A 16440-nucleotide genomic window follows, 5' to 3' on the forward strand; every position below is an offset into this window, starting at 1 on the left:
CCGCGAAGGTCACAGGGTGAAGCCTTCGCCGAGATAGAGGCGGCGCACGTTCTCGTCGGCGACGAGCGCTTCCGGGCTGCCCGCGAAGAGCACCTGGCCGCCGTAGATGATGCAGGCGCGGTCCACGATGTCTAGCGTCTCCCGAACGTTGTGGTCGGTGATGAGCACGCCGATGCCGCGCGTCTTCAAGTCTTTCACCAGATCGCGGATGTCGGAGATCGACAGCGGGTCGATGCCGGCGAAAGGCTCGTCCAGCAGCATGATCGAGGGTTTTGCCGCCAGGGCGCGTGCGATTTCGCAGCGCCGCCGCTCACCGCCGGACAGCGCCATGGCCGGGCTGGAACGCAGGCGGGTAAGGCCGAATTCGTCCAGCAGCCGTTCCAGTTCGCTGGCGCGCACATGCTTGTCCGGCTCGTTGAGTTCGAGCACGGCACCGATGTTCTGCTCGACCGTAAGGCCGCGAAAGATCGAGGTTTCCTGCGGCAGGTAGCCAAGCCCCAACACGGCCCGGCGGTACATCGGCAGGCGCGTCACGTCGACGCCGTCCATCAGAATGCGGCCGGAATCGGGGCGGACCAGACCCATGATCGAATAGAAGCAGGTCGTCTTGCCCGCGCCGTTCGGCCCGAGCAGGCCCAGAACCTCTCCCTTGGCCACCGACAGCGAGATATCGGTCAGGACCGCGCGCTTGTCGTAGCTTTTGGCGATGGAGATGACTTCGAGCCCGCCGGCTTCGGCGACGGTCGGCACATGGTGAGCCGGTTGCGGAGGGAGTTCGGTGGTTCCGGTCATGTTCGGAGCGGTTTACGCAGGCGCCAGGTACTCGGCAAGTCGGCAAATCGACCGATACGGCGTGAGTTGGCAGGTTTCCTGCATGGTCCGTCGCATTTGCCGCCCCGATCCGGCACAAGGCAATAAAGTTGCGTGTTGAAGGGGGACCTTGAAGTCTGGACGGTGTAGTGATCTAGTGGGTGGATCGCCCGAACGGGATTGCTGCAGACGGATCAGGTTCACACACGAAACAGGACTGACGACGATGGACAGGATCGGCAAACAGGACACCCACCCCTTCGGCTCGGTCAGGCCCCTGTCCGCTGCCCTGTCCGACAAATCCGCCCGCGCGGACCGCGGCGGGGGCGTAGCTGGAAAGGCTCGGCTGGAAAGCGCGGACTGGCGCCGCAAGATGAGCGACAACATCGCTTATGCCCTGCTGGTCTATACCGCCTTGCAGATCTTCGTCACCGTGGGCGCGCTCAAGAGCCACGGCGAGTCGCTGCTGCCCTATCTGGCGCTCGTGATTCTGGTCGTTGCGATCATCCCCGCCTGCCGCCGTTTCGAGGCACGTTGGAACCGGCTGGACGACAAGCAAGCCCACGATCCGGACTTCGGTCCTCTCTTCCGCCGCGACCGCATCATGCTCTGGCTGCTTGCGATCGGCCTGCCTTTCGCGATCACCGGCTTGTTCAAAGGTCTCTCGCTGCTGTCGGCATGAAGAAACGGTTCAAGGTCAGGATTCGCAGGCTGTCAGACCCATAACAAGTAAGGCTCAGACCCGCTCTGGAGCATGACGTTCAGTAGAGTTGCGCGGCAGTCTTAGGCCGCCTTAAACAGAATCACGCATCTTCGGGATTGGTCGATGCCGTCTGGTTATAGTAAGCGGACAGTTGTCATCGCGGCCGCGTTCCTGATTGTCGGGATCGGGATTGGAAGGATGATTCCGCAACCAGCTCCGGTCATTCCTCCAAGCCATCAAGAAGCACCGCCTCGCAATCCCGCCTTTCCGGGAAGGAACATGTGGTCGCCGGATATTCGACACGATCCCTACGTTGTCCAAGAGCAAATGAAGATTGTCGAACAGATGGAGCGGGAATGTCGGATATTCAAAAAGAACTGCGCACTGGCTGGAACAGCCCGACAGTCACTGATCGACGATGCAGAATGAAGACGTCGGCTACGCAAGAGGATGAAAGCTGACGGTACGTCCGAAGTTGCGATGAAGATGCCGTTCGACCAGGCCTCGCCCCGGATCAAGTCCGGGACGACGGCGATACGCGCGGATTCAAGGCGCGCGATACCGGACGTTCCGCAACTGACCCCCTGCCTCAAGCGGCGCCACCCTAAAGCAAAATTTGCGCTGGGCTCTCCTGAAGTTTAGGGCTGCGCTCCCCCGAACCGGTATGGGGCCGGTTCGCAGGGTAGTGGAGACCTGAAGAGATGCTCAGCCCCCAGGAAGCGCTCGACCGCGCCCAGGACCTCGTCGAACGCGCCCGCAAGGCCGGCGCCGATGCCGCCGATGCCGTTTTCGGCGCCAGTTCGTCGGAAGGCATCCAGGTGCGCCTGGGCAATCTGGAAGATGTCGAGCGTTCCGAAAGCGAGCACATCTCGCTGCGGGTATTCCTTGGCCGGCGCTCGGCCAGCATCGGTTCCTCCGACCTTTCGCCGCAGGCCCTCGATGAACTGGCGGCCCGGGCGCTCGCCATGGCGGGTGCCGCGCCGGAGGATGCTTTCGCCGGTCTCGCCCCCGAAGAGCTGCTGACGCGCGGCCCCTGGCCGGAACTCGACCTGTCGGACCCGGCGGAGCCCAGCCCGCACGATCTGCGGGCGGCCGCGCGCGAAGCCGAGGAGGCTGCCCGTGCGGTGGCCGGCGTGACCAATTCGGACGGCGCCACCGCCAGCGCCGGCAGCGGTGTCTTCGCTTTGGCGACGAGCCATGGTTTTTCTGGCGCCTATGGTTCCACCAGCCATTCGCTCGGTGCCTCGATCGTCGCCGGAGAAGGCGCGGCCAAGCAGCGCGACTATGCGGCGCGATCGGCGCATCACCGCGCCGACCTGCCGCTTCCCGCCGAGATCGGCGAGCTTGCCGCCCGGCGTGCCGTCGCGCGGCTGAACCCGGGGCGCATGGCCAGCGGGCCTATGCCCGTGGTGTTCGACCCGCGCGTGGGCGGTTCGCTGATCGGCAACCTTATCGGCGCGATTTCCGGAAACGCCATCGCCCGGCGCTCCAGCTTCCTGCTCGGCAAGCTGGAGGATCAGATCTTTGCACCGGGGACCGTCCTGGTGGAAGAACCTCACCGGCCGCGCGGTCTGAGATCCCGACCCTTCGATGGTGAGGGGCTGCCGACGCGGGCGCGCAATCTCGTGGAAGACGGCCGCCTGACCGGCTGGCTACTGGACAGCGCCTCGGCCCGCCAACTGGGCCTGGCGCCGACCGGCCATGCCGCGCGCGGCGGCGGTGGCGCGCCCGGCGTTTCGGTTGGCAATCTGCACCTCCAGCCCGGCACGGCGACCCCGGCGGAACTGATGGCCGATATCGAGGACGGCGTATACATCACCGAACTGATCGGCAGCGGCGTCAACCCCGTTACCGGAGACTACAGCCGGGGCGCCTCGGGCTTCCGCATCGTCGGGGGCGAGATCGCCGGCCCGGTCGCCGAGTTCACCGTGGCCGGCAACCTGCTCGCCATGTTCGCACGCCTGACGGCGGCGAACGACCTGGAATGGCACCGCGCGACCAACGTGCCGACTTTGCGCGTAGATGGGATGACCATCGCGGGCGATTGACGAAGGCGCCGCTGGCTTCCGCTGCACTTGCCGCGCAAGCGGGCGAATGCAAGAACCCCGACCCTACAGGGTGAAGGTCGGGGTTCCGGCAGGGACAGGCTGCGACTGGCGCCTCTCCCGCGAAGATCGGCCGGTCAGTTCGATCCGGCGCCCATCGGGATGGGCGTGCCTGGCTTCAGGTAGACCCGGTTGTCCTCGATGCGGTCGACATTGTCGAAGGCGATGAAATGGTGGGCGCCGTCCGAGCTGTCGGAACGCGTCAGCTTGAGCTGGTCGTCCTCGACTTCGTCGATCGTGCCGACGTGCCGGCCGGAATGATCGGTGACTTCCATGTGCTCGCGGATGCGCAGCTTCTCGAACATGAGGTTTCCTCCTGTGCGGGTGAGTCCGAATGGCCGGTAAACGGCCTGCTCTTCCGCTTCGTTCCAGTGCCGGTCTTGCCGGAGGAACGGCTCGTGGAGGCACCGGTCCCCCCGGGAAGGGCAGGGGGTAGGAGGATCAGGGCTCCGCGCCGAGCCCGAACGTGGCGTCGCCGCGCGGTGAGAGCAGTATCCTGTTGCCGTCCACGCCGTTGATTTCGGACAGGGCGACGAAGGACGATCCTTCTCCCTCCAGGATGACCTCCTGCCCCTCGACATGATCGACCGTGCCGACGGGATAGCCGTCCGCTGCGATCACTGTCATGCCCTTATGGATGGCGCCCCAGGCGGTGGGCCAGGAGGGGGCGGCGGGCTGATGGGAGGATGGCATGGCTGATGCTCCAAAAAAAGCGCTCGGATCCAGGGGAAAACCGCGCAAGTCCGCCTTGTTCCACGATTCGCGATCTAGCTCTGGCCTACAAGCCCTTGCGTCCCTATATTGGTCAAGGCCCAACATGTGCCTTTTTGCTGTGCAAACTTTTGCCAACCCGCTCCAAAAGCGATCAAATTTGGGTATCGTGGGCGGCGTCGGCATCGGGGCTTGCCCCGTGCCTCCAGGATCACGCGCCGGGCAGGCGCGAAAGGCCACGTTTCGGCCCTTCGAATCGCCCGGCACTCTTTAGAATCAGATAGCCATCGAACCTCCGGAGTTGTCCGCCCATGTCGCTTCTCGAAGCCCGCAAGACCTACAAGCCCTTCGAATATCCCTGGGCCTACGACTTCTGGAAGACGCAACAGCAGATCCACTGGCTGCCCGAGGAAGTGCCGCTGGGCGAGGATTGCCGCGACTGGGCGCAGAACATCTCGGAGCATGAGCGCAACCTGCTCACCCAGATCTTCCGCTTCTTCACCCAGGCCGACGTGGAAGTGCAGGACTGCTACCACGAGAAGTACGCGCGCGTCTTCAAGCCGACCGAGATCAAGATGATGCTCACCGCCTTCTCCAACATGGAGACGGTGCACATCGCCGCCTATTCGCACCTGCTCGACACCATCGGCATGCCCGAGAGCGAATACGGCATGTTCCTCGAGTACGAGGAACTGAAGGCCAAGCACGACTACCTGCAGAAGTTCGGCGTCGACAATGACGAGGATATCGCACGTACGCTCGCCATGTTCGGCGGCTTCACTGAAGGCGTGCAGCTCTTCGCCAGCTTCGCGATGCTGATGAACTTCCCGCGCTTCAACAAGATGAAGGGCATGGGCCAGATCGTCTCGTGGTCGGTCCGCGACGAATCGCTGCACTGCGAGGGCATCACCCGCCTGTTCCACGCTTTCGTGCAGGAGCGCGGCTGCCTGACCAAGGCGGTGAAGGACGACATCGCCGACCAGTGCCAGACCACCGTCCGCCTGGAAGACGCCTTCATCGACCTCGCTTTCGAGATGGGCCCGGTACCCGGCATGACCGCCAAGGACATCAAGAAGTACATCCGCTACATCGCCGACTGGCGCATGGGCCAGCTCGGCCTCAACCCGATCTACCTGATCGAGGATCACCCGCTGCCGTGGCTTCAGCCGCTGCTGAACGGTGTGGAGCACGCCAACTTCTTCGAGACGCGCGCCACCGAATATTCGAAGGGCGCGACGCGCGGCAACTGGAACGACGTCTGGTCGAACTTCGATTCGCGCCGCAAGGTCAAGGCGAACGACGAAGTGCTGGTCGTGGAAGGCATCGAGCCCGACATGTTCGGCGCGACGGAGGCTGCCGAGTAACGACGGGCCTCAGGTCATGAAAAGGGCTCGGGAGCGCTGCTTCCGAGCCCTTTTTCGTGTCAGCACCACGTCCCCCGCCGGCCTTGCCAGCGTTCGGCGAGACCCTCGTCCACCAGGATCGTGCCGAGGCTGCGGCCTTCGCGGGTGACGATGCGCAAGGCGCGGCCATAGCGGTCCTTTTCGCGGCCGTCGCCTCCGGGCTGAAGGGTGAACGGGCCCTCGTTGAGCAGGACGATCAGCCGCTCGGTCGCCTTGGCGCCGAGACGTGCTTCTTCGCGGCATTCGGGTTTGCTGGTTTCCGGGGTGTTGATGTCGGCGATGCGGATCTTGGTGCCGCGATACCAGAAGGTGTCGCCATCGACGACGCAGGTCTTGCGCACCGGGCCGGAGCAGCGGGCGAACCGGGCGGTCTCGGTGTCGGGAGCGGAGGGCAGCAGGCCGCCGCCGCTTAGCGACGATCCGCGATGTCCGTGCCAGTAATAGAGCCCCGCGACCAGGAGGAGGGGAAGGAGAATCCAGACGGTGGTCGGGATTCCGCGCCGGTCGTGCGGCCGGCGGTAAGGTCTTGGCATGGGGAAAGAACGTTCCTCAGGTTCCGTATTCGCGAGCCTCTGGCGCGTCGAATTCTCCCCGGCAAGTGCGAATCAGTCGGTCGAGTTCGTGATGATGGAAGGCGCGGGTCAGGCGAAAGCCCAGCGTGCCGTTCCCGCTCCAGCGCACGCGCGCCTCGAACGGTTCCGCACCTTCCGGCGCGATGACCAGCATCTCGCCGTTTTCGACCGGTTCGGGCAGCATGTCCGCCGGCATGACGCAGCCGATGCGGCATCCTTCCTGCGAAACTTCGACCAGCAGGCCAGTACCGACCAGGCGAAGGCCGCGCAGGATACGGGTCTCCCGGCGAACGGCATAGCGCTGGTGCGCACGGATTCTAAGCATGTTCACAGGCAATCGCCCCCGGCGTCCAACCCTTGTTTTATAACCTATGACGCCATGACCTTATCATCCGGTTACCGGCGCTGCGGTGAGTCGGACCCACCCGGTTCGGACCGGGAAGCTGCCGGGTTTACGGCAACGCCCTAGCCCGGGATCTACAGGCGTTATTTACGCCTGCAGCAAAAGACATCCACGCAGGCGGCATGCCCGCTCCGGAAGCAGGTGATTCAGGCAGCCTGCTGGTCGGCCGGGCCACCCTTGAGCACGAAGCGGCGATCGCAATAGCCGCAATCGACATAGCCCTTTTCGTCGATCTCCAGCCACACGCGCGGGTGGCCGAGAGCGGCGGGCTTGTAGTTGCCGGCGGCGCGGATGTCGGTGGCCCCGTCGCAGGAAACGCGGTGGGATTCGGTGTAGACGGTTTCGGGCTGCGTGCTCATGGTTCGGCCGATTACCAAGCCTTCGCGGCAATTTCCAGACGGCAAATGCGCCCCGGCGCGCGGGATGGCGCGCCGGGGGTCGCCTGGGCGAGACCTCAGGCCGGAACGGTCAGCCCGGCGGCCTGGGCAAGCGCGTCGGCAAGGGCCTTTTCGCGGACCTCGGGGCCGATGGCGATGCCTTCCGCCAGCACGAAGATGGGGTCGGTTATGCCCACGAAGCCCAGCACGGCGCGCAGATAGCTCTCGGCGTGCTCGACGGCGGCAGCCGGTTGGCCTTCGCCGTAGTAGCCGCCGCGCGAAAGGGCGACGTAGACCTTCTTGCCGCCGGCCAGGCCTTCGGGGCCTTCGGCGGTGTAGCGGAAGGTCTTGCCGGCCACGAGCACGCGGTCGAACCACGCCTTGAGCTGGCTGGGAATCGTGAAGTTGTACATGCCGGCACCGATCACGATCACGTCGGAGGCGAGGAATTCGGCCAGTTCCGGCGTGCCGTCGGGATTGCCGAGCACGTCGAGCGTCAGGTGCGGCAGGGCTTCGGCGGCGAGGTCGCGGTAGCTGACTTCAAGCGCGGGGTCGGCCTTGGTCAGGCTCTCGACGATGGCGGCCGAGACGGCGCGGCTCACCGAGTTTTCGCCGAGGATGCTGGAATCGAGATGGAGAAGCTTCATGGGGAGAGAACCTCTGGATAGTCTGAAAAAGGGTCTAGGTTTGAAAATGTGACCGCCCATAGCTATGTTGCACCGCGACAAACGCCAAGAGCGCATTTTTTCAGGACCAGGTAACATGGACGTGACTACCTTGGAGGCACCCAGCTTGGAGGCACCCAGCTTGGAGGCAGCAGATCGAGCGGATGCCGTGCCGGACATCGTGCATTCGCCAGGCGCATGCCGGGTGATCGGCGATATTCTCAGCCGGGTGGGCGACAAGTGGTCGATGCTGGTGGTCATGACCTTGCTGGAGGGGGACCGCCACTTCAACGAACTGAAGCGCGCAATCGACGGCATTTCGCAGCAGATGCTGTCGCGCACGTTGCGGGCGCTGGAGCGGGACGGGCTGGTGGTCCGCACGGTCCATGCCAGTGTGCCGGTGCGCGTCGAATATGCGCTCAGCGATCTTGGCCGCTCCCTGTCGCGACCGGTGAAGGAGCTGGGCGCCTGGGCCTTCGCCAACCGTCCGGCGATCGAGGAAAGCCGCTCGGTGTTCGACAGGCGCGAGGGCGATTGAAGCGAAGATCGATCGCGGCGTGATGGATCGAAAGGAATAATGAATCACGCGGAGACGCGGAGGTGCCGTGCAGGCGGCAGGCTATCTCCTGTCCTTTGGCGATGCGCCAATCGCAACCGCGGCATGAAAGCGGCTTCGCCGAACCTCTCCGCGTATCCGCGTGATCGATATCCCTTGGCCGACGCTGCCTCGGCAAAATTCGCACTCTTTACTGGCGCGCCGTCCTGCCCCACATGCGGGCCATGACCAGCTCGACTTCCGCCGCCATCTCGATCCGCGACCTCAAGAAGCGTTACGCCCCTGCCGGAAACGGCGAAGGCAAGCTCGCGCTGAAGGGTGTCTCCTTCGACGTGCCGGAGGGCGGCATCTTCGGCCTGCTCGGCCCCAACGGCGCGGGCAAGTCGACGCTCATCAACATCATGGCGGGCCTTGTCCGCAAGAGCTCGGGCACGATCGACATCTGGGGCTTCGATATCGACAAGCACCAGCGCAATGCCAAGCGCTCGATCGGCATAGTCCCGCAGGAAATCGTGTTCGACCCGTTCTTCACCCCCTTCGAAGTGCTGGAGAACCAGGCCGGACTCTACGGCATCACCAAGGCCGTGCGCCGTTCGGAAGACCTGCTGCGGGCCGTGCACCTGGCCGACAAGCGCGACGCCTATGCGCGCACGCTCTCGGGCGGGATGAAGCGCCGCCTGCTGATCGCCAAGGCCCTGGTCCACCAGCCGCCGGTGCTGGTGCTCGACGAGCCGACCGCGGGCGTGGACGTGGAACTGCGCCGCCAGCTCTGGGAACTCGTCACCGAGCTGAACCGCGAGGGCGCGACGATCGTGCTGACCACGCACTATCTGGAAGAAGCCGAGGAACTCTGCGACCGCATCGCCATCATCAACCACGGCGAACTGATCGCGAACAAGCCCACGCGCGAACTTGTCGGCATGGCGCGCGAGAAGATCCTCGTCCTCACGCTCGACCGCGACGTGACCGCGCTGCCCAGCCATCCCGGCTTCCTCAAGTGCGAGATGTCGGGTGAGCGCGTACTCCAGATCACCTATGACAAGGACCGCAGCAATGCCGGCGAGATCCTGTCGGCGGTACAGGCGCAGGGCTTCGCGATCGTCGATGTGACCACGCGCGAGGCGGATCTGGAGGACGTCTTCGTCAGCCTGACGAGTTCCGTCGCTGCGTGAGTTATCTCTACCTCGGAATCGCGATCGTCGCCGAAGTGATCGCGACTTCGTTTCTCAAGCAGTCGGAAGGCTTTACCAAGGCCGTGCCGACCGCAATCATGGCGGCGGGCTACGGGGTGGCGTTCTATTGCCTCTCCCTGGCGCTGCGGGGAATGCCGACCGGGGTGGCCTATGCGATATGGTCCGGCGTGGCGATCGTGCTGATCGCGGCGATCGCCTGGATTTTCCAGGGGCAGAAGCTGGATCTGCCGGCCGTTGCCGGCATCGCGCTGATCATCGCGGGCGTGATCGTCATGAACGTCTTTTCGAAAGTGACCGGCCACTGAAGCACGGAGTTCCGGAGTAGTCTTCGCCGCACTGCAACATGATTGCCGTGCGGGCATGGGCACAAAGCTAATTATTGCGTGATCGCTGTCGCCCCGGCATGGAGCCGCCATGGCTACGAACATCGACCCCGTTCCCGCGCATCCGCTCCCTTCGCATGACGTGATCGTCGTCGGTTCAGGCGCGGCGGGTCTCACTGCAGCGCTCGAGATGGCCGACAAGCTCAAGGTTCTGGTGCTCGCCAAGGGCACGCTGACCGGCGGTTCCACGGCCTGGGCACAGGGCGGCATCGCCGCCGTTCTCGATGCGGGCGACACTTTCGAAGAGCACATCGAGGACACCATGGTCGCCGGGGCCGGTCTGAACCGGCGCGAAACCGTGGAATTCGTGATCGAGCGCGCGCCTCACGCGATCGCGCGGCTGGTCGAACTGGGCGTGCCGTTCAACACCGAGGGCAGCGACCTGCACCTCACCCGCGAGGGCGGCCATTCGCACCGCCGCATCGTCCACGTCGCCGACGCGACCGGCTGGGCGGTGCAAAGCGCGCTGCTGAAGGCGGCGGAGGACCATCCCAACATTACCCTGCTGCCGGGGCAGTCCTGCATCGACCTCATCACCGGGCGCCACGAACTGCGCTATTCCGGCTCCGGCCGGGTCTGGGGTGTCTATGCGCTCGACGAAAAGACCGGGCGGGTCGAGGCGCACACCGCTCGCGCGACGGTCCTTGCCACCGGCGGCGCGGGGCGCGTCTATCAGTTCTCCACCGCGCCGCGCGGCGCCACCGGCGACGGCATCGCCATGGCCTGGCGCGCCGGTGCGCGCGTCTCCAACATGGAGATGATGCAGTTCCACCCGACCTGCCTCTACAACCTGGAGGTCAAGAACTTCCTCATCACCGAGGCCGTGCGCGGCGAGGGCGGGAGGCTGCTCCATCCGGTCACCGGCCACCGCTTCATGCCCGATTACGATGCGCGCGCCGAACTGGCCCCGCGCGACGTCGTCGCCCGCGCCATCGACGACCAGATCAAGCGCTACGGCCTCGACTACGTCCACCTCGACATCAGCCACCAGCCCGCGGCCTTCATCCGCGAGCACTTCCCGAACATCTACGAAAAGCTGCTCGGCCTCGGCATCGACATGACCAGGGAGCCGATCCCGGTCGTCCCCGCGCAGCACTACACCTGCGGCGGCGTGCTCATCGATCTCGACGGCAAGACCGACCTGCCGGGCCTCTACGCGGCGGGCGAATGCACCGAGAGCGGCCTTCACGGCGCCAATCGTCTGGCCTCCAACTCGCTGCTGGAATGTTTCGTCTTCGGCGAATCCTGCGCGGCGCACATCCTCGATCACTGGGACGCGTTCGACCTGCCGCCGCCGGTGCGGCCCTGGGACGAAAGCCGGGTCATCGATTCGGACGAGGAAGTGGTCATCAAGCAGAACTGGACGGAGATCCGGCGTTTCATGTGGAACTATGTCGGTATCGTGCGCACCACCAAGCGGCTGGAGCGCGCGATGCACCGCATCCAGATGCTGAACGGCGAGGTCGAGGAATACTACCGCCATTTTCGTGTCTCGACCGACCTGATCGAACTGCGCAACCTGCTTCAGACCGCCGAACTGATCGTCCGCTCGGCGCTGCACCGGCACGAGAGCCGGGGGCTGCACTTTACGCTGGATTATCGCGAGACGGAGACGGAAGCGCACGACACCGTTCTGGTGCCCTGACCGGGGCGGTTGCGCTTTCGCGTCTCCTCCTTCGTCATTGCTTCGCTACGCCCGCAATGACGAAGGGCGTGGGGTTTGAACTCAGCCTTCGACGGGCGCGGTCGTCACGCCGAGATCCGGCAGGCCGACCGAACGCTTGCCCGAGAAATCGGTGCGGACGACGATCAGCCCGTCCTTTTCCAGATAGTCCAGCAGGCGCTGTACGCGGCGCGGGCTGCTGGTGCCGTAGACGCGGGCCAGGGTCATGTCGTCCGGGCAGGGCTCGTCGTTCATCGCCGCGCGGGCGATCATGTAGAACGGGGCCAGGGCATCGTCGGGGACATGCCTGGCGAGGTTGACGAGGTCGAACCAGCGCTCGTCTTCCGGGTCTTCGATCCCGGCGATTGCGGCGGCGAAGCCCCTGCGGAACATCGTCGCGTCGAGGCCGCGCACCGAAATGCCCTTCATTCGGCAGCGGATCGTAAAATCCTGGAACAGCGTGGTCGCGGACTGGAACGTGCATTCCGGATCCCGGGCCATGGCGTTGAGGATTTCGAGCATGGCCGCGCGGTTTTCTTCCGGCTCCGGCTCGGGCCGCTCGGGGCGCGGGGGCGGTGCGGTCGGCGATGCCGGGCTGTGGGCGATCGATTCGCTCAGTTCCTCGATGTCCACGCTGGGACGCGGGGCCGGGCGTGAGAATTCCGAGCGTTCGGGCTCCACATGCAGATTGTCGTGCAGCAGCTCGCGCAGTTCGTCGGTCGAGGCTGTCGGCAGCGGCATCAGGCCGGGCGTGACCGACTTGGCGCCGGTCAGCACCGAGCCGATGTTGACTGCCACGGGACGGCGGCTGATCGCCGGGCCGAGGCCGAGGAACTGGCCGCGCGCCAGGTCACGGATCGATTCGGCCTGGCGCCGCTCCATGCCGAGCAGATCGGCGGCGCGCACCATGTCGATATCGAGGAAGGTGCGGCCCATCAGGAAGTTCGACGCCTCTGCGGCGACGTTCTTCGCCAGCTTGGCCAAGCGCTGCGTGGCGATCACCCCGGCAAGGCCGCGCTTGCGGCCCCGGCACATGAGGTTGGTCATTGCCGCCAGGCTGACGCGCCGGGCCTCTTCGGAAACTTCCCCGGCGGCGGCGGGCGCGAACATCTGCGCCTCGTCCACCACGACCAGCGCCGGATACCACTGCTCGCGCGGGGCATCGAACATGGCGTTGAGGAACTGCGCGGCGCACTTCATCTGCTGGTCGATCTCCAGCTCGTCGAGCGCCAGCACCACCGAGGCGCGATGTTCGCGGATGCGCGCGCCGAGCCGGACGATCTCCGCCTCGGCATAAGCGGCGCCGTCGATCACGACATGGCCGAATTCCTCGGCAAGGCTGACGAAATCGCCTTCCGGATCGATGACGACCTGCTGGACGACCGAGGCGCTCTCTTCGAGCAGGCGGCGCAGCAGGTGCGACTTGCCGGACCCGGAATTGCCCTGCACCAGCAGGCGGGTCGCGAGAAGTTCCTTGATGTCGATCTCGATCGACTCGCCCTGCGGGGTTTGGCCGATCACGATATTGGCGCTCACGGCACCTGCCTTGGGCAAGGCTGGCCCGGGAGGCAAGTCGGCATTGCGGCGTTATCCATAGCTTGAATCGGGAGTCCGGTTCTGCGCGCCCGTTCTCTATCTCCGGCGCGGGCGCGAATCGCCAGTCACGGCGCTGTCACACGCGCGGGGCATAGGTTTGGGGATCATGGCTTCTCCGGTTACTTCCGATATCGACGATAGCGAACAGCGGCCGCTCAGGCTGGTGGTTCTGGCTGGGCATGGTCTCACGCCGGCAGCCGTCGATGTGCTGGCCGAGCGTTTTGGGGAAAAGCATCGCTGCCTGATCCCGCTCGCCGGAAGGCCGCTGATCGCGCATGTCCTGCAAACCGCCGCGCAGCATCCGCGGGTGGCGAGCCTTGCCGTCTGCGTCGAGCGCGAGGCCTTCGATCCGGTGTGGGACGTGCTCACCCGCCTGCCTGGACGCGGGTCCGTCGCCCTGGTCGAGGCGCGCGAGGATATCGCCGCCAGCGTCCGTGCCGCAGCGGCGGACTGGGATGGGCCGCTGCTCGTCACCACGGCCGATCACGCGCTGCTGAGCCCCGAATCGATCGACGCCATGGCCGATGCGCTGGAAGGTTGCGACGTGACTTTCGCGCTCGCCCGGCGCGAGGCGGTGGAGGCGGCGCACCCGAGCGCCCTGCGCAGCTACCTGAGCCTTCGCGACGGGGCCTTCGCGACATGCGATCTCTACGGCATGGCGCATACCCGCTTCGTCGACGCCGTGGACGTGTTTCGGGGTGCGCGGATCGGTGGGCGGGAAAGTGCCCGCGTTCGGCGTGCGATCGGCTTCATCGGGCTGGCATTGATGAAGCTGGGCATGGAAACGCTTTCCGGCGCGGTCGTCCGCGCATCGCGGCGGATGGGGCTGAGGGTTCGTGCCGTGATCCTGCCGGACGGCACGCAGGCCATCGATGTCGACGACGACCGCAGTTACGCGATCGTGCGCGATCTGCTGGGCGATGTTTCGCGGGATGAACAGGCAGCGGACGCTGCGCTGGCCGTGGCGTGAAAGGGCCGAGCGGCAGCGTCCGTCCTCGCTATCCGGAAAATTTCAGGAGCCCAAACGACTTTCGGGCCCCCTTGCGGGGGCCCGAAGGCTTTGTCCAATCTTGATCTACAAGAATGATGGTGCGGTCAAGAAGACTCGAACTTCCACGGGCTTTCGCCCACAACGACCTCAACGTTGCGCGTCTACCAATTCCGCCATGACCGCTAAATCATCACCGGGGAGCTGTGAAGCCGCCCCTTGGCAGGAGCGCGCCACTAGCAAAGGGTTCCGGACCCGGCAAGAGGCTTCGAGCGATTATTTTCAAAAAGAGCGACTTTTTTCGAGCAAGACCTAAAATTCGGCGGATTAGCGTGGAGATACGAAAAAACGCGCCCAAGCTTTCCGGCTGGGCGCGTCTTTGATTCCGTGAAAATTGCGCAGACGTCCGCGAGAAACGCTATTCGGGCTTCCAGCCGATCTCCGCGGCCGAGGCCGCCTTGGGAATGTCCGTGAGCGCTTCGTTGACGGTGATCGCTTCTCCGGGGGCCAGCTTGCGCTTGGAAGGCACCACTTCCTTCTCGTAGACGATGCGGTCGCGCTTGTCGCGCAGCACCACCAGCAGTGAAGGCACCTTGCGCGCTTCGCTGCCGATATTGCTGATCGTGCCGCTGACCGAGAAGAACTCGGTGCCGTCGGGCAAGGGCTTGCGGTCCTGCCGTTTGCGCGGGAAGTCGAGCTGGAGGTCGGGCTGCGCCTGCGAGAACGTCTGGTGCGGAATCGGTAGCCAGTCGGGCAAGCCGCCCCAGGCGACCGCGCCGGTAAGGCCCAGCGTCACCACCGCGAAGAGTACCGAGCCGAAAGTCGCGATCCGCGTCCAGTTGCGGCGCGGGCGGAACGGCGGCGCGAAATCGAAGCTGGAAGGACCTTCGTCCGCATAGTGGACGGCCGTGGTGTCGTCATAGACGCCCGCCGTCTTGCGGGCGGCGCGAGGGGGCGTTGCCGAAGACGCGGAAGCGGCGTCTGCCGCCGGTTCCGCGACGGGCGCGTCCTGTGCCGAGATCGGCGCCGGCGCGGGAGCAGCGGCGCGGCCGGGGACGCGGATGGCTTCCCTTGCCGGTTGTGCCGACGAGCCAGGCCGCGTGGACTGCGATTGATGCGGCATCGGTGCAGGAGCGGGCTCCGCAACGGCAGGCTGCGCAAAGGCAGTGTCGGGATGCGGTGCCTGCGTGTCTGGTACGCTCTCGGCCAGTTGTGCAGGCTCCGGTTCCGGGGGCGTTTGCGCACTGGATGGCGCCGGGCCTTCCTGGAACCAGCTGTGGCGGCACTTGGCGCAGCGCACGGTGCGGCCGTCCACGCCGACCGCGCTGTCCGGCACGGCGTATCGTGTAGAGCAAGCTGGGCACGCGATGATCATGATAGCAAGCTAAAGCACGACTGACTCGTCCGCGACAAGACATCGAGCTGTGGGCACAAGCCGGAACGCCCTTTTTTCCACATTCAATGCTCGCTATAGCCGCTCCCGTCGCCCGTTCGGACCAGACGCAGCACAGATATACGAGCATGACCGCGGACGGGGAAATCGTTCATTTCGACAATGTGGGCTTGCGCTACGGTACGGAGCGCGAGGTGCTGTCCGATCTGACCTTCACGCTGTTCGCGGGGCGCTTCTATTTCCTGACCGGGGCGAGCGGCGCGGGCAAGACCTCGCTGCTGCGGCTGCTATACCTGGCGCAGCGTCCTTCGCGCGGCGCCATCCGCATGTTCGGTACCGATCTGATCACGCTGCCACGCAGCCGCTTGCCGGGACTGCGCCGGCGGACCGGCGTGGTATTCCAGGACTTTCGCCTGATCCCCCATCTCTCCGCCTTCGACAACGTCGCCCTGCCGCTGCGCGTGGCAGGTCATCAGGAGCGGGACATCGGCGGACCGGTTCGCGACATCCTCGAATGGGTCGGCCTGTCGGACAAGCTGGACGCCGGCCCGGCCACGCTTTCGGGCGGCGAACAGCAGCGCGTGGCCATCGCGCGCGCAGTGATCGCCCGCCCGGCCATGCTGGTAGCGGACGAACCCACTGGGAACGTCGATTCCGAAATGGCCCTCAAGCTCTTGCGCCTGTTCGAAATGCTCAACCGGCAGGGCACGACCGTCGTCGTCGCCACGCACGATCTCGACCTGCTGCGCAAGGTTCCCGACAGCCTGATCATGCGGCTCGACCGGGGGCGTCTTGCCGATCCCACCGGTGCGCTGCGCTATCCGCCGCGCAGGCTGACATGAGCGAAGCGGACACGCTCGCCGACGCCGGGAAATGGCGCGTCAGGGACTGGCGCCGCCTCGGCGTGCGCGGCGCGGAA

Annotated in this window: 19 protein-coding genes and 1 tRNA gene; 10 read left to right on the forward strand and 10 right to left on the reverse strand. The window is 65.4% G+C overall.

Annotated elements, in window-relative coordinates:
• Window positions 1-9 precede the first annotated feature (9 nt).
• Window positions 10-792 carry an LPS export ABC transporter ATP-binding protein gene (gene lptB, locus L284_RS32440; protein WP_021233474.1) on the reverse strand — a complete coding sequence of 261 codons (783 nt, stop codon included), beginning with the start codon at window positions 790-792 and terminating at the stop codon, window positions 10-12.
• A 244-nt stretch (window positions 793-1036) separates the two neighbouring features.
• Between lptB and L284_RS32445 the strand changes: the two genes are divergently transcribed.
• The 3 genes from L284_RS32445 to L284_RS32450 all read left to right on the forward strand — a co-directional run bounded on the left by L284_RS32445 (window position 1037) and on the right by L284_RS32450 (window position 3561).
• Window positions 1037-1492 (forward strand): hypothetical protein, encoded by a 456-nt coding sequence (locus L284_RS32445; protein ID WP_021233475.1) that lies wholly within the window; start codon window positions 1037-1039, stop codon window positions 1490-1492.
• Between the two features lie 144 nt (window positions 1493-1636).
• The gene (locus L284_RS47895; protein WP_152524636.1) at window positions 1637-1942 is read left to right on the forward strand and encodes a hypothetical protein; all 306 of its coding nucleotides are present in this window, start codon (window positions 1637-1639) and stop codon (window positions 1940-1942) included.
• A gap of 272 nt (window positions 1943-2214) precedes the next feature.
• Window positions 2215-3561 (forward strand): TldD/PmbA family protein, encoded by a 1347-nt coding sequence (locus tag L284_RS32450; RefSeq protein WP_021233476.1) that lies wholly within the window; start codon window positions 2215-2217, stop codon window positions 3559-3561.
• Between the two features lie 134 nt (window positions 3562-3695).
• On the opposite strand, the gene L284_RS32455 is transcribed toward L284_RS32450, so the two are convergent.
• Both L284_RS32455 and L284_RS32460 read right to left on the reverse strand, forming a co-directional pair.
• Complete coding sequence (locus tag L284_RS32455; protein WP_021233477.1) at window positions 3696-3923, reverse strand: DUF2171 domain-containing protein; 228 nt, start codon at window positions 3921-3923, stop codon at window positions 3696-3698.
• A 136-nt stretch (window positions 3924-4059) separates the two neighbouring features.
• The gene (locus L284_RS32460) at window positions 4060-4311 is read right to left on the reverse strand and encodes a DUF2171 domain-containing protein (protein ID WP_021233478.1); all 252 of its coding nucleotides are present in this window, start codon (window positions 4309-4311) and stop codon (window positions 4060-4062) included.
• Window positions 4312-4640: 329 nt separating this feature from the next.
• Between L284_RS32460 and L284_RS32465 the strand changes: the two genes are divergently transcribed.
• Window positions 4641-5693, forward strand: a complete 1053-nt coding sequence (locus tag L284_RS32465) for a ribonucleotide-diphosphate reductase subunit beta (protein WP_021233479.1) — start codon at window positions 4641-4643, stop codon at window positions 5691-5693.
• 59 nt (window positions 5694-5752) lie between these two features.
• Here L284_RS32465 and L284_RS46840 read toward each other — a convergent pair whose 3' ends face one another.
• From L284_RS46840 to L284_RS32485, 4 genes are all read right to left on the reverse strand, one after another.
• On the reverse strand, window positions 5753-6265 hold the full coding sequence (locus tag L284_RS46840; RefSeq protein WP_021233480.1) for a thermonuclease family protein: 513 nt from the start codon (window positions 6263-6265) through the stop codon (window positions 5753-5755).
• Between the two features lie 16 nt (window positions 6266-6281).
• On the reverse strand, window positions 6282-6629 hold the full coding sequence (locus L284_RS32475) for a hypothetical protein (protein ID WP_021233481.1): 348 nt from the start codon (window positions 6627-6629) through the stop codon (window positions 6282-6284).
• A 224-nt stretch (window positions 6630-6853) separates the two neighbouring features.
• Window positions 6854-7066 (reverse strand): zinc-finger domain-containing protein, encoded by a 213-nt coding sequence (locus tag L284_RS32480; RefSeq protein WP_021233482.1) that lies wholly within the window; start codon window positions 7064-7066, stop codon window positions 6854-6856.
• Between the two features lie 95 nt (window positions 7067-7161).
• A complete protein-coding gene (locus L284_RS32485) occupies window positions 7162-7731 on the reverse strand; it encodes an FMN-dependent NADH-azoreductase (RefSeq protein ID WP_021233483.1) in 570 nt (189 codons plus the stop codon).
• Window positions 7732-7846: 115 nt separating this feature from the next.
• Here L284_RS32485 and L284_RS32490 point away from each other — a divergent pair, with 115 nt between their 5' ends.
• From L284_RS32490 to nadB, 4 genes are all read left to right on the forward strand, one after another.
• A complete protein-coding gene (locus L284_RS32490) occupies window positions 7847-8287 on the forward strand; it encodes a winged helix-turn-helix transcriptional regulator (protein ID WP_021233484.1) in 441 nt (146 codons plus the stop codon).
• Between the two features lie 242 nt (window positions 8288-8529).
• Complete coding sequence (locus tag L284_RS32495; protein WP_031341813.1) at window positions 8530-9477, forward strand: ABC transporter ATP-binding protein; 948 nt, start codon at window positions 8530-8532, stop codon at window positions 9475-9477.
• Entirely contained in the window at window positions 9474-9803 is a 330-nt protein-coding gene (locus L284_RS32500) for a DMT family transporter (RefSeq protein WP_021233486.1), read from the forward strand. Before L284_RS32495 ends, L284_RS32500 begins: the two co-directional genes overlap by 4 nt.
• Before the next feature lie 109 nt (window positions 9804-9912).
• Window positions 9913-11526 carry an L-aspartate oxidase gene (gene nadB / locus L284_RS32505; RefSeq protein WP_021233487.1) on the forward strand — a complete coding sequence of 538 codons (1614 nt, stop codon included), beginning with the start codon at window positions 9913-9915 and terminating at the stop codon, window positions 11524-11526.
• An 81-nt stretch (window positions 11527-11607) separates the two neighbouring features.
• Here the strand turns inward: nadB and L284_RS32510 are convergent, their stop codons facing one another.
• The gene (locus tag L284_RS32510; RefSeq protein ID WP_031341817.1) at window positions 11608-13080 is read right to left on the reverse strand and encodes an ATP-binding protein; all 1473 of its coding nucleotides are present in this window, start codon (window positions 13078-13080) and stop codon (window positions 11608-11610) included.
• Between the two features lie 166 nt (window positions 13081-13246).
• Between L284_RS32510 and L284_RS32515 the strand changes: the two genes are divergently transcribed.
• Window positions 13247-14110, forward strand: a complete 864-nt coding sequence (locus L284_RS32515) for an NTP transferase domain-containing protein (RefSeq protein WP_021233489.1) — start codon at window positions 13247-13249, stop codon at window positions 14108-14110.
• 117 nt (window positions 14111-14227) lie between these two features.
• Here the strand turns inward: L284_RS32515 and L284_RS32520 are convergent.
• A tRNA-Leu gene (locus tag L284_RS32520) sits at window positions 14228-14314 on the reverse strand.
• Between the two features lie 232 nt (window positions 14315-14546).
• Window positions 14547-15503, reverse strand: coding sequence for an MJ0042-type zinc finger domain-containing protein (locus L284_RS32525; RefSeq protein WP_031341821.1), 957 nt, complete (start codon window positions 15501-15503; stop codon window positions 14547-14549).
• 146 nt (window positions 15504-15649) lie between these two features.
• Here L284_RS32525 and ftsE point away from each other — a divergent pair, with 146 nt between their 5' ends.
• Window positions 15650-16363, forward strand: a complete 714-nt coding sequence (gene ftsE / locus L284_RS32530) for a cell division ATP-binding protein FtsE (RefSeq protein WP_031341823.1) — start codon at window positions 15650-15652, stop codon at window positions 16361-16363.
• The last annotated feature ends 77 nt before the right edge of the window (window positions 16364-16440 follow it).

It is taken from the genome of Novosphingobium lindaniclasticum LE124, from assembly GCF_000445125.1.
Lineage (GTDB): Bacteria > Pseudomonadota > Alphaproteobacteria > Sphingomonadales > Sphingomonadaceae > Novosphingobium > Novosphingobium lindaniclasticum.

Excerpts from the sequence above, each read along its gene's own strand:
- L284_RS32475 (WP_021233481.1), bottom strand. The coding sequence starts at position 6,629 with ATGCTTAGAATCCGTGCGCACCAGCGCTATGCCGTTCGCCGGGAGACC.
- L284_RS46840 (WP_021233480.1), bottom strand. The coding sequence starts at position 6,265 with ATGCCAAGACCTTACCGCCGGCCGCACGACCGGCGCGGAATCCCGACC.
- L284_RS32525 (WP_031341821.1), bottom strand. The coding sequence starts at position 15,503 with ATGATCATCGCGTGCCCAGCTTGCTCTACACGATACGCCGTGCCGGAC.
- L284_RS32495 (WP_031341813.1), top strand. The coding sequence starts at position 8,530 with ATGACCAGCTCGACTTCCGCCGCCATCTCGATCCGCGACCTCAAGAAG.
- L284_RS32485 (WP_021233483.1), bottom strand. The coding sequence starts at position 7,731 with ATGAAGCTTCTCCATCTCGATTCCAGCATCCTCGGCGAAAACTCGGTG.
- lptB (WP_021233474.1), bottom strand. The coding sequence starts at position 792 with ATGACCGGAACCACCGAACTCCCTCCGCAACCGGCTCACCATGTGCCG.
- L284_RS32480 (WP_021233482.1), bottom strand. The coding sequence starts at position 7,066 with ATGAGCACGCAGCCCGAAACCGTCTACACCGAATCCCACCGCGTTTCC.
- L284_RS32455 (WP_021233477.1), bottom strand. The coding sequence starts at position 3,923 with ATGTTCGAGAAGCTGCGCATCCGCGAGCACATGGAAGTCACCGATCAT.
- ftsE (WP_031341823.1), top strand. The coding sequence starts at position 15,650 with ATGACCGCGGACGGGGAAATCGTTCATTTCGACAATGTGGGCTTGCGC.
- L284_RS32450 (WP_021233476.1), top strand. The coding sequence starts at position 2,215 with ATGCTCAGCCCCCAGGAAGCGCTCGACCGCGCCCAGGACCTCGTCGAA.
- L284_RS47895 (WP_152524636.1), top strand. The coding sequence starts at position 1,637 with ATGCCGTCTGGTTATAGTAAGCGGACAGTTGTCATCGCGGCCGCGTTC.
- L284_RS32515 (WP_021233489.1), top strand. The coding sequence starts at position 13,247 with ATGGCTTCTCCGGTTACTTCCGATATCGACGATAGCGAACAGCGGCCG.
- L284_RS32445 (WP_021233475.1), top strand. The coding sequence starts at position 1,037 with ATGGACAGGATCGGCAAACAGGACACCCACCCCTTCGGCTCGGTCAGG.
- L284_RS32465 (WP_021233479.1), top strand. The coding sequence starts at position 4,641 with ATGTCGCTTCTCGAAGCCCGCAAGACCTACAAGCCCTTCGAATATCCC.
- L284_RS32460 (WP_021233478.1), bottom strand. The coding sequence starts at position 4,311 with ATGCCATCCTCCCATCAGCCCGCCGCCCCCTCCTGGCCCACCGCCTGG.
- L284_RS32490 (WP_021233484.1), top strand. The coding sequence starts at position 7,847 with ATGGACGTGACTACCTTGGAGGCACCCAGCTTGGAGGCACCCAGCTTG.
- nadB (WP_021233487.1), top strand. The coding sequence starts at position 9,913 with ATGGCTACGAACATCGACCCCGTTCCCGCGCATCCGCTCCCTTCGCAT.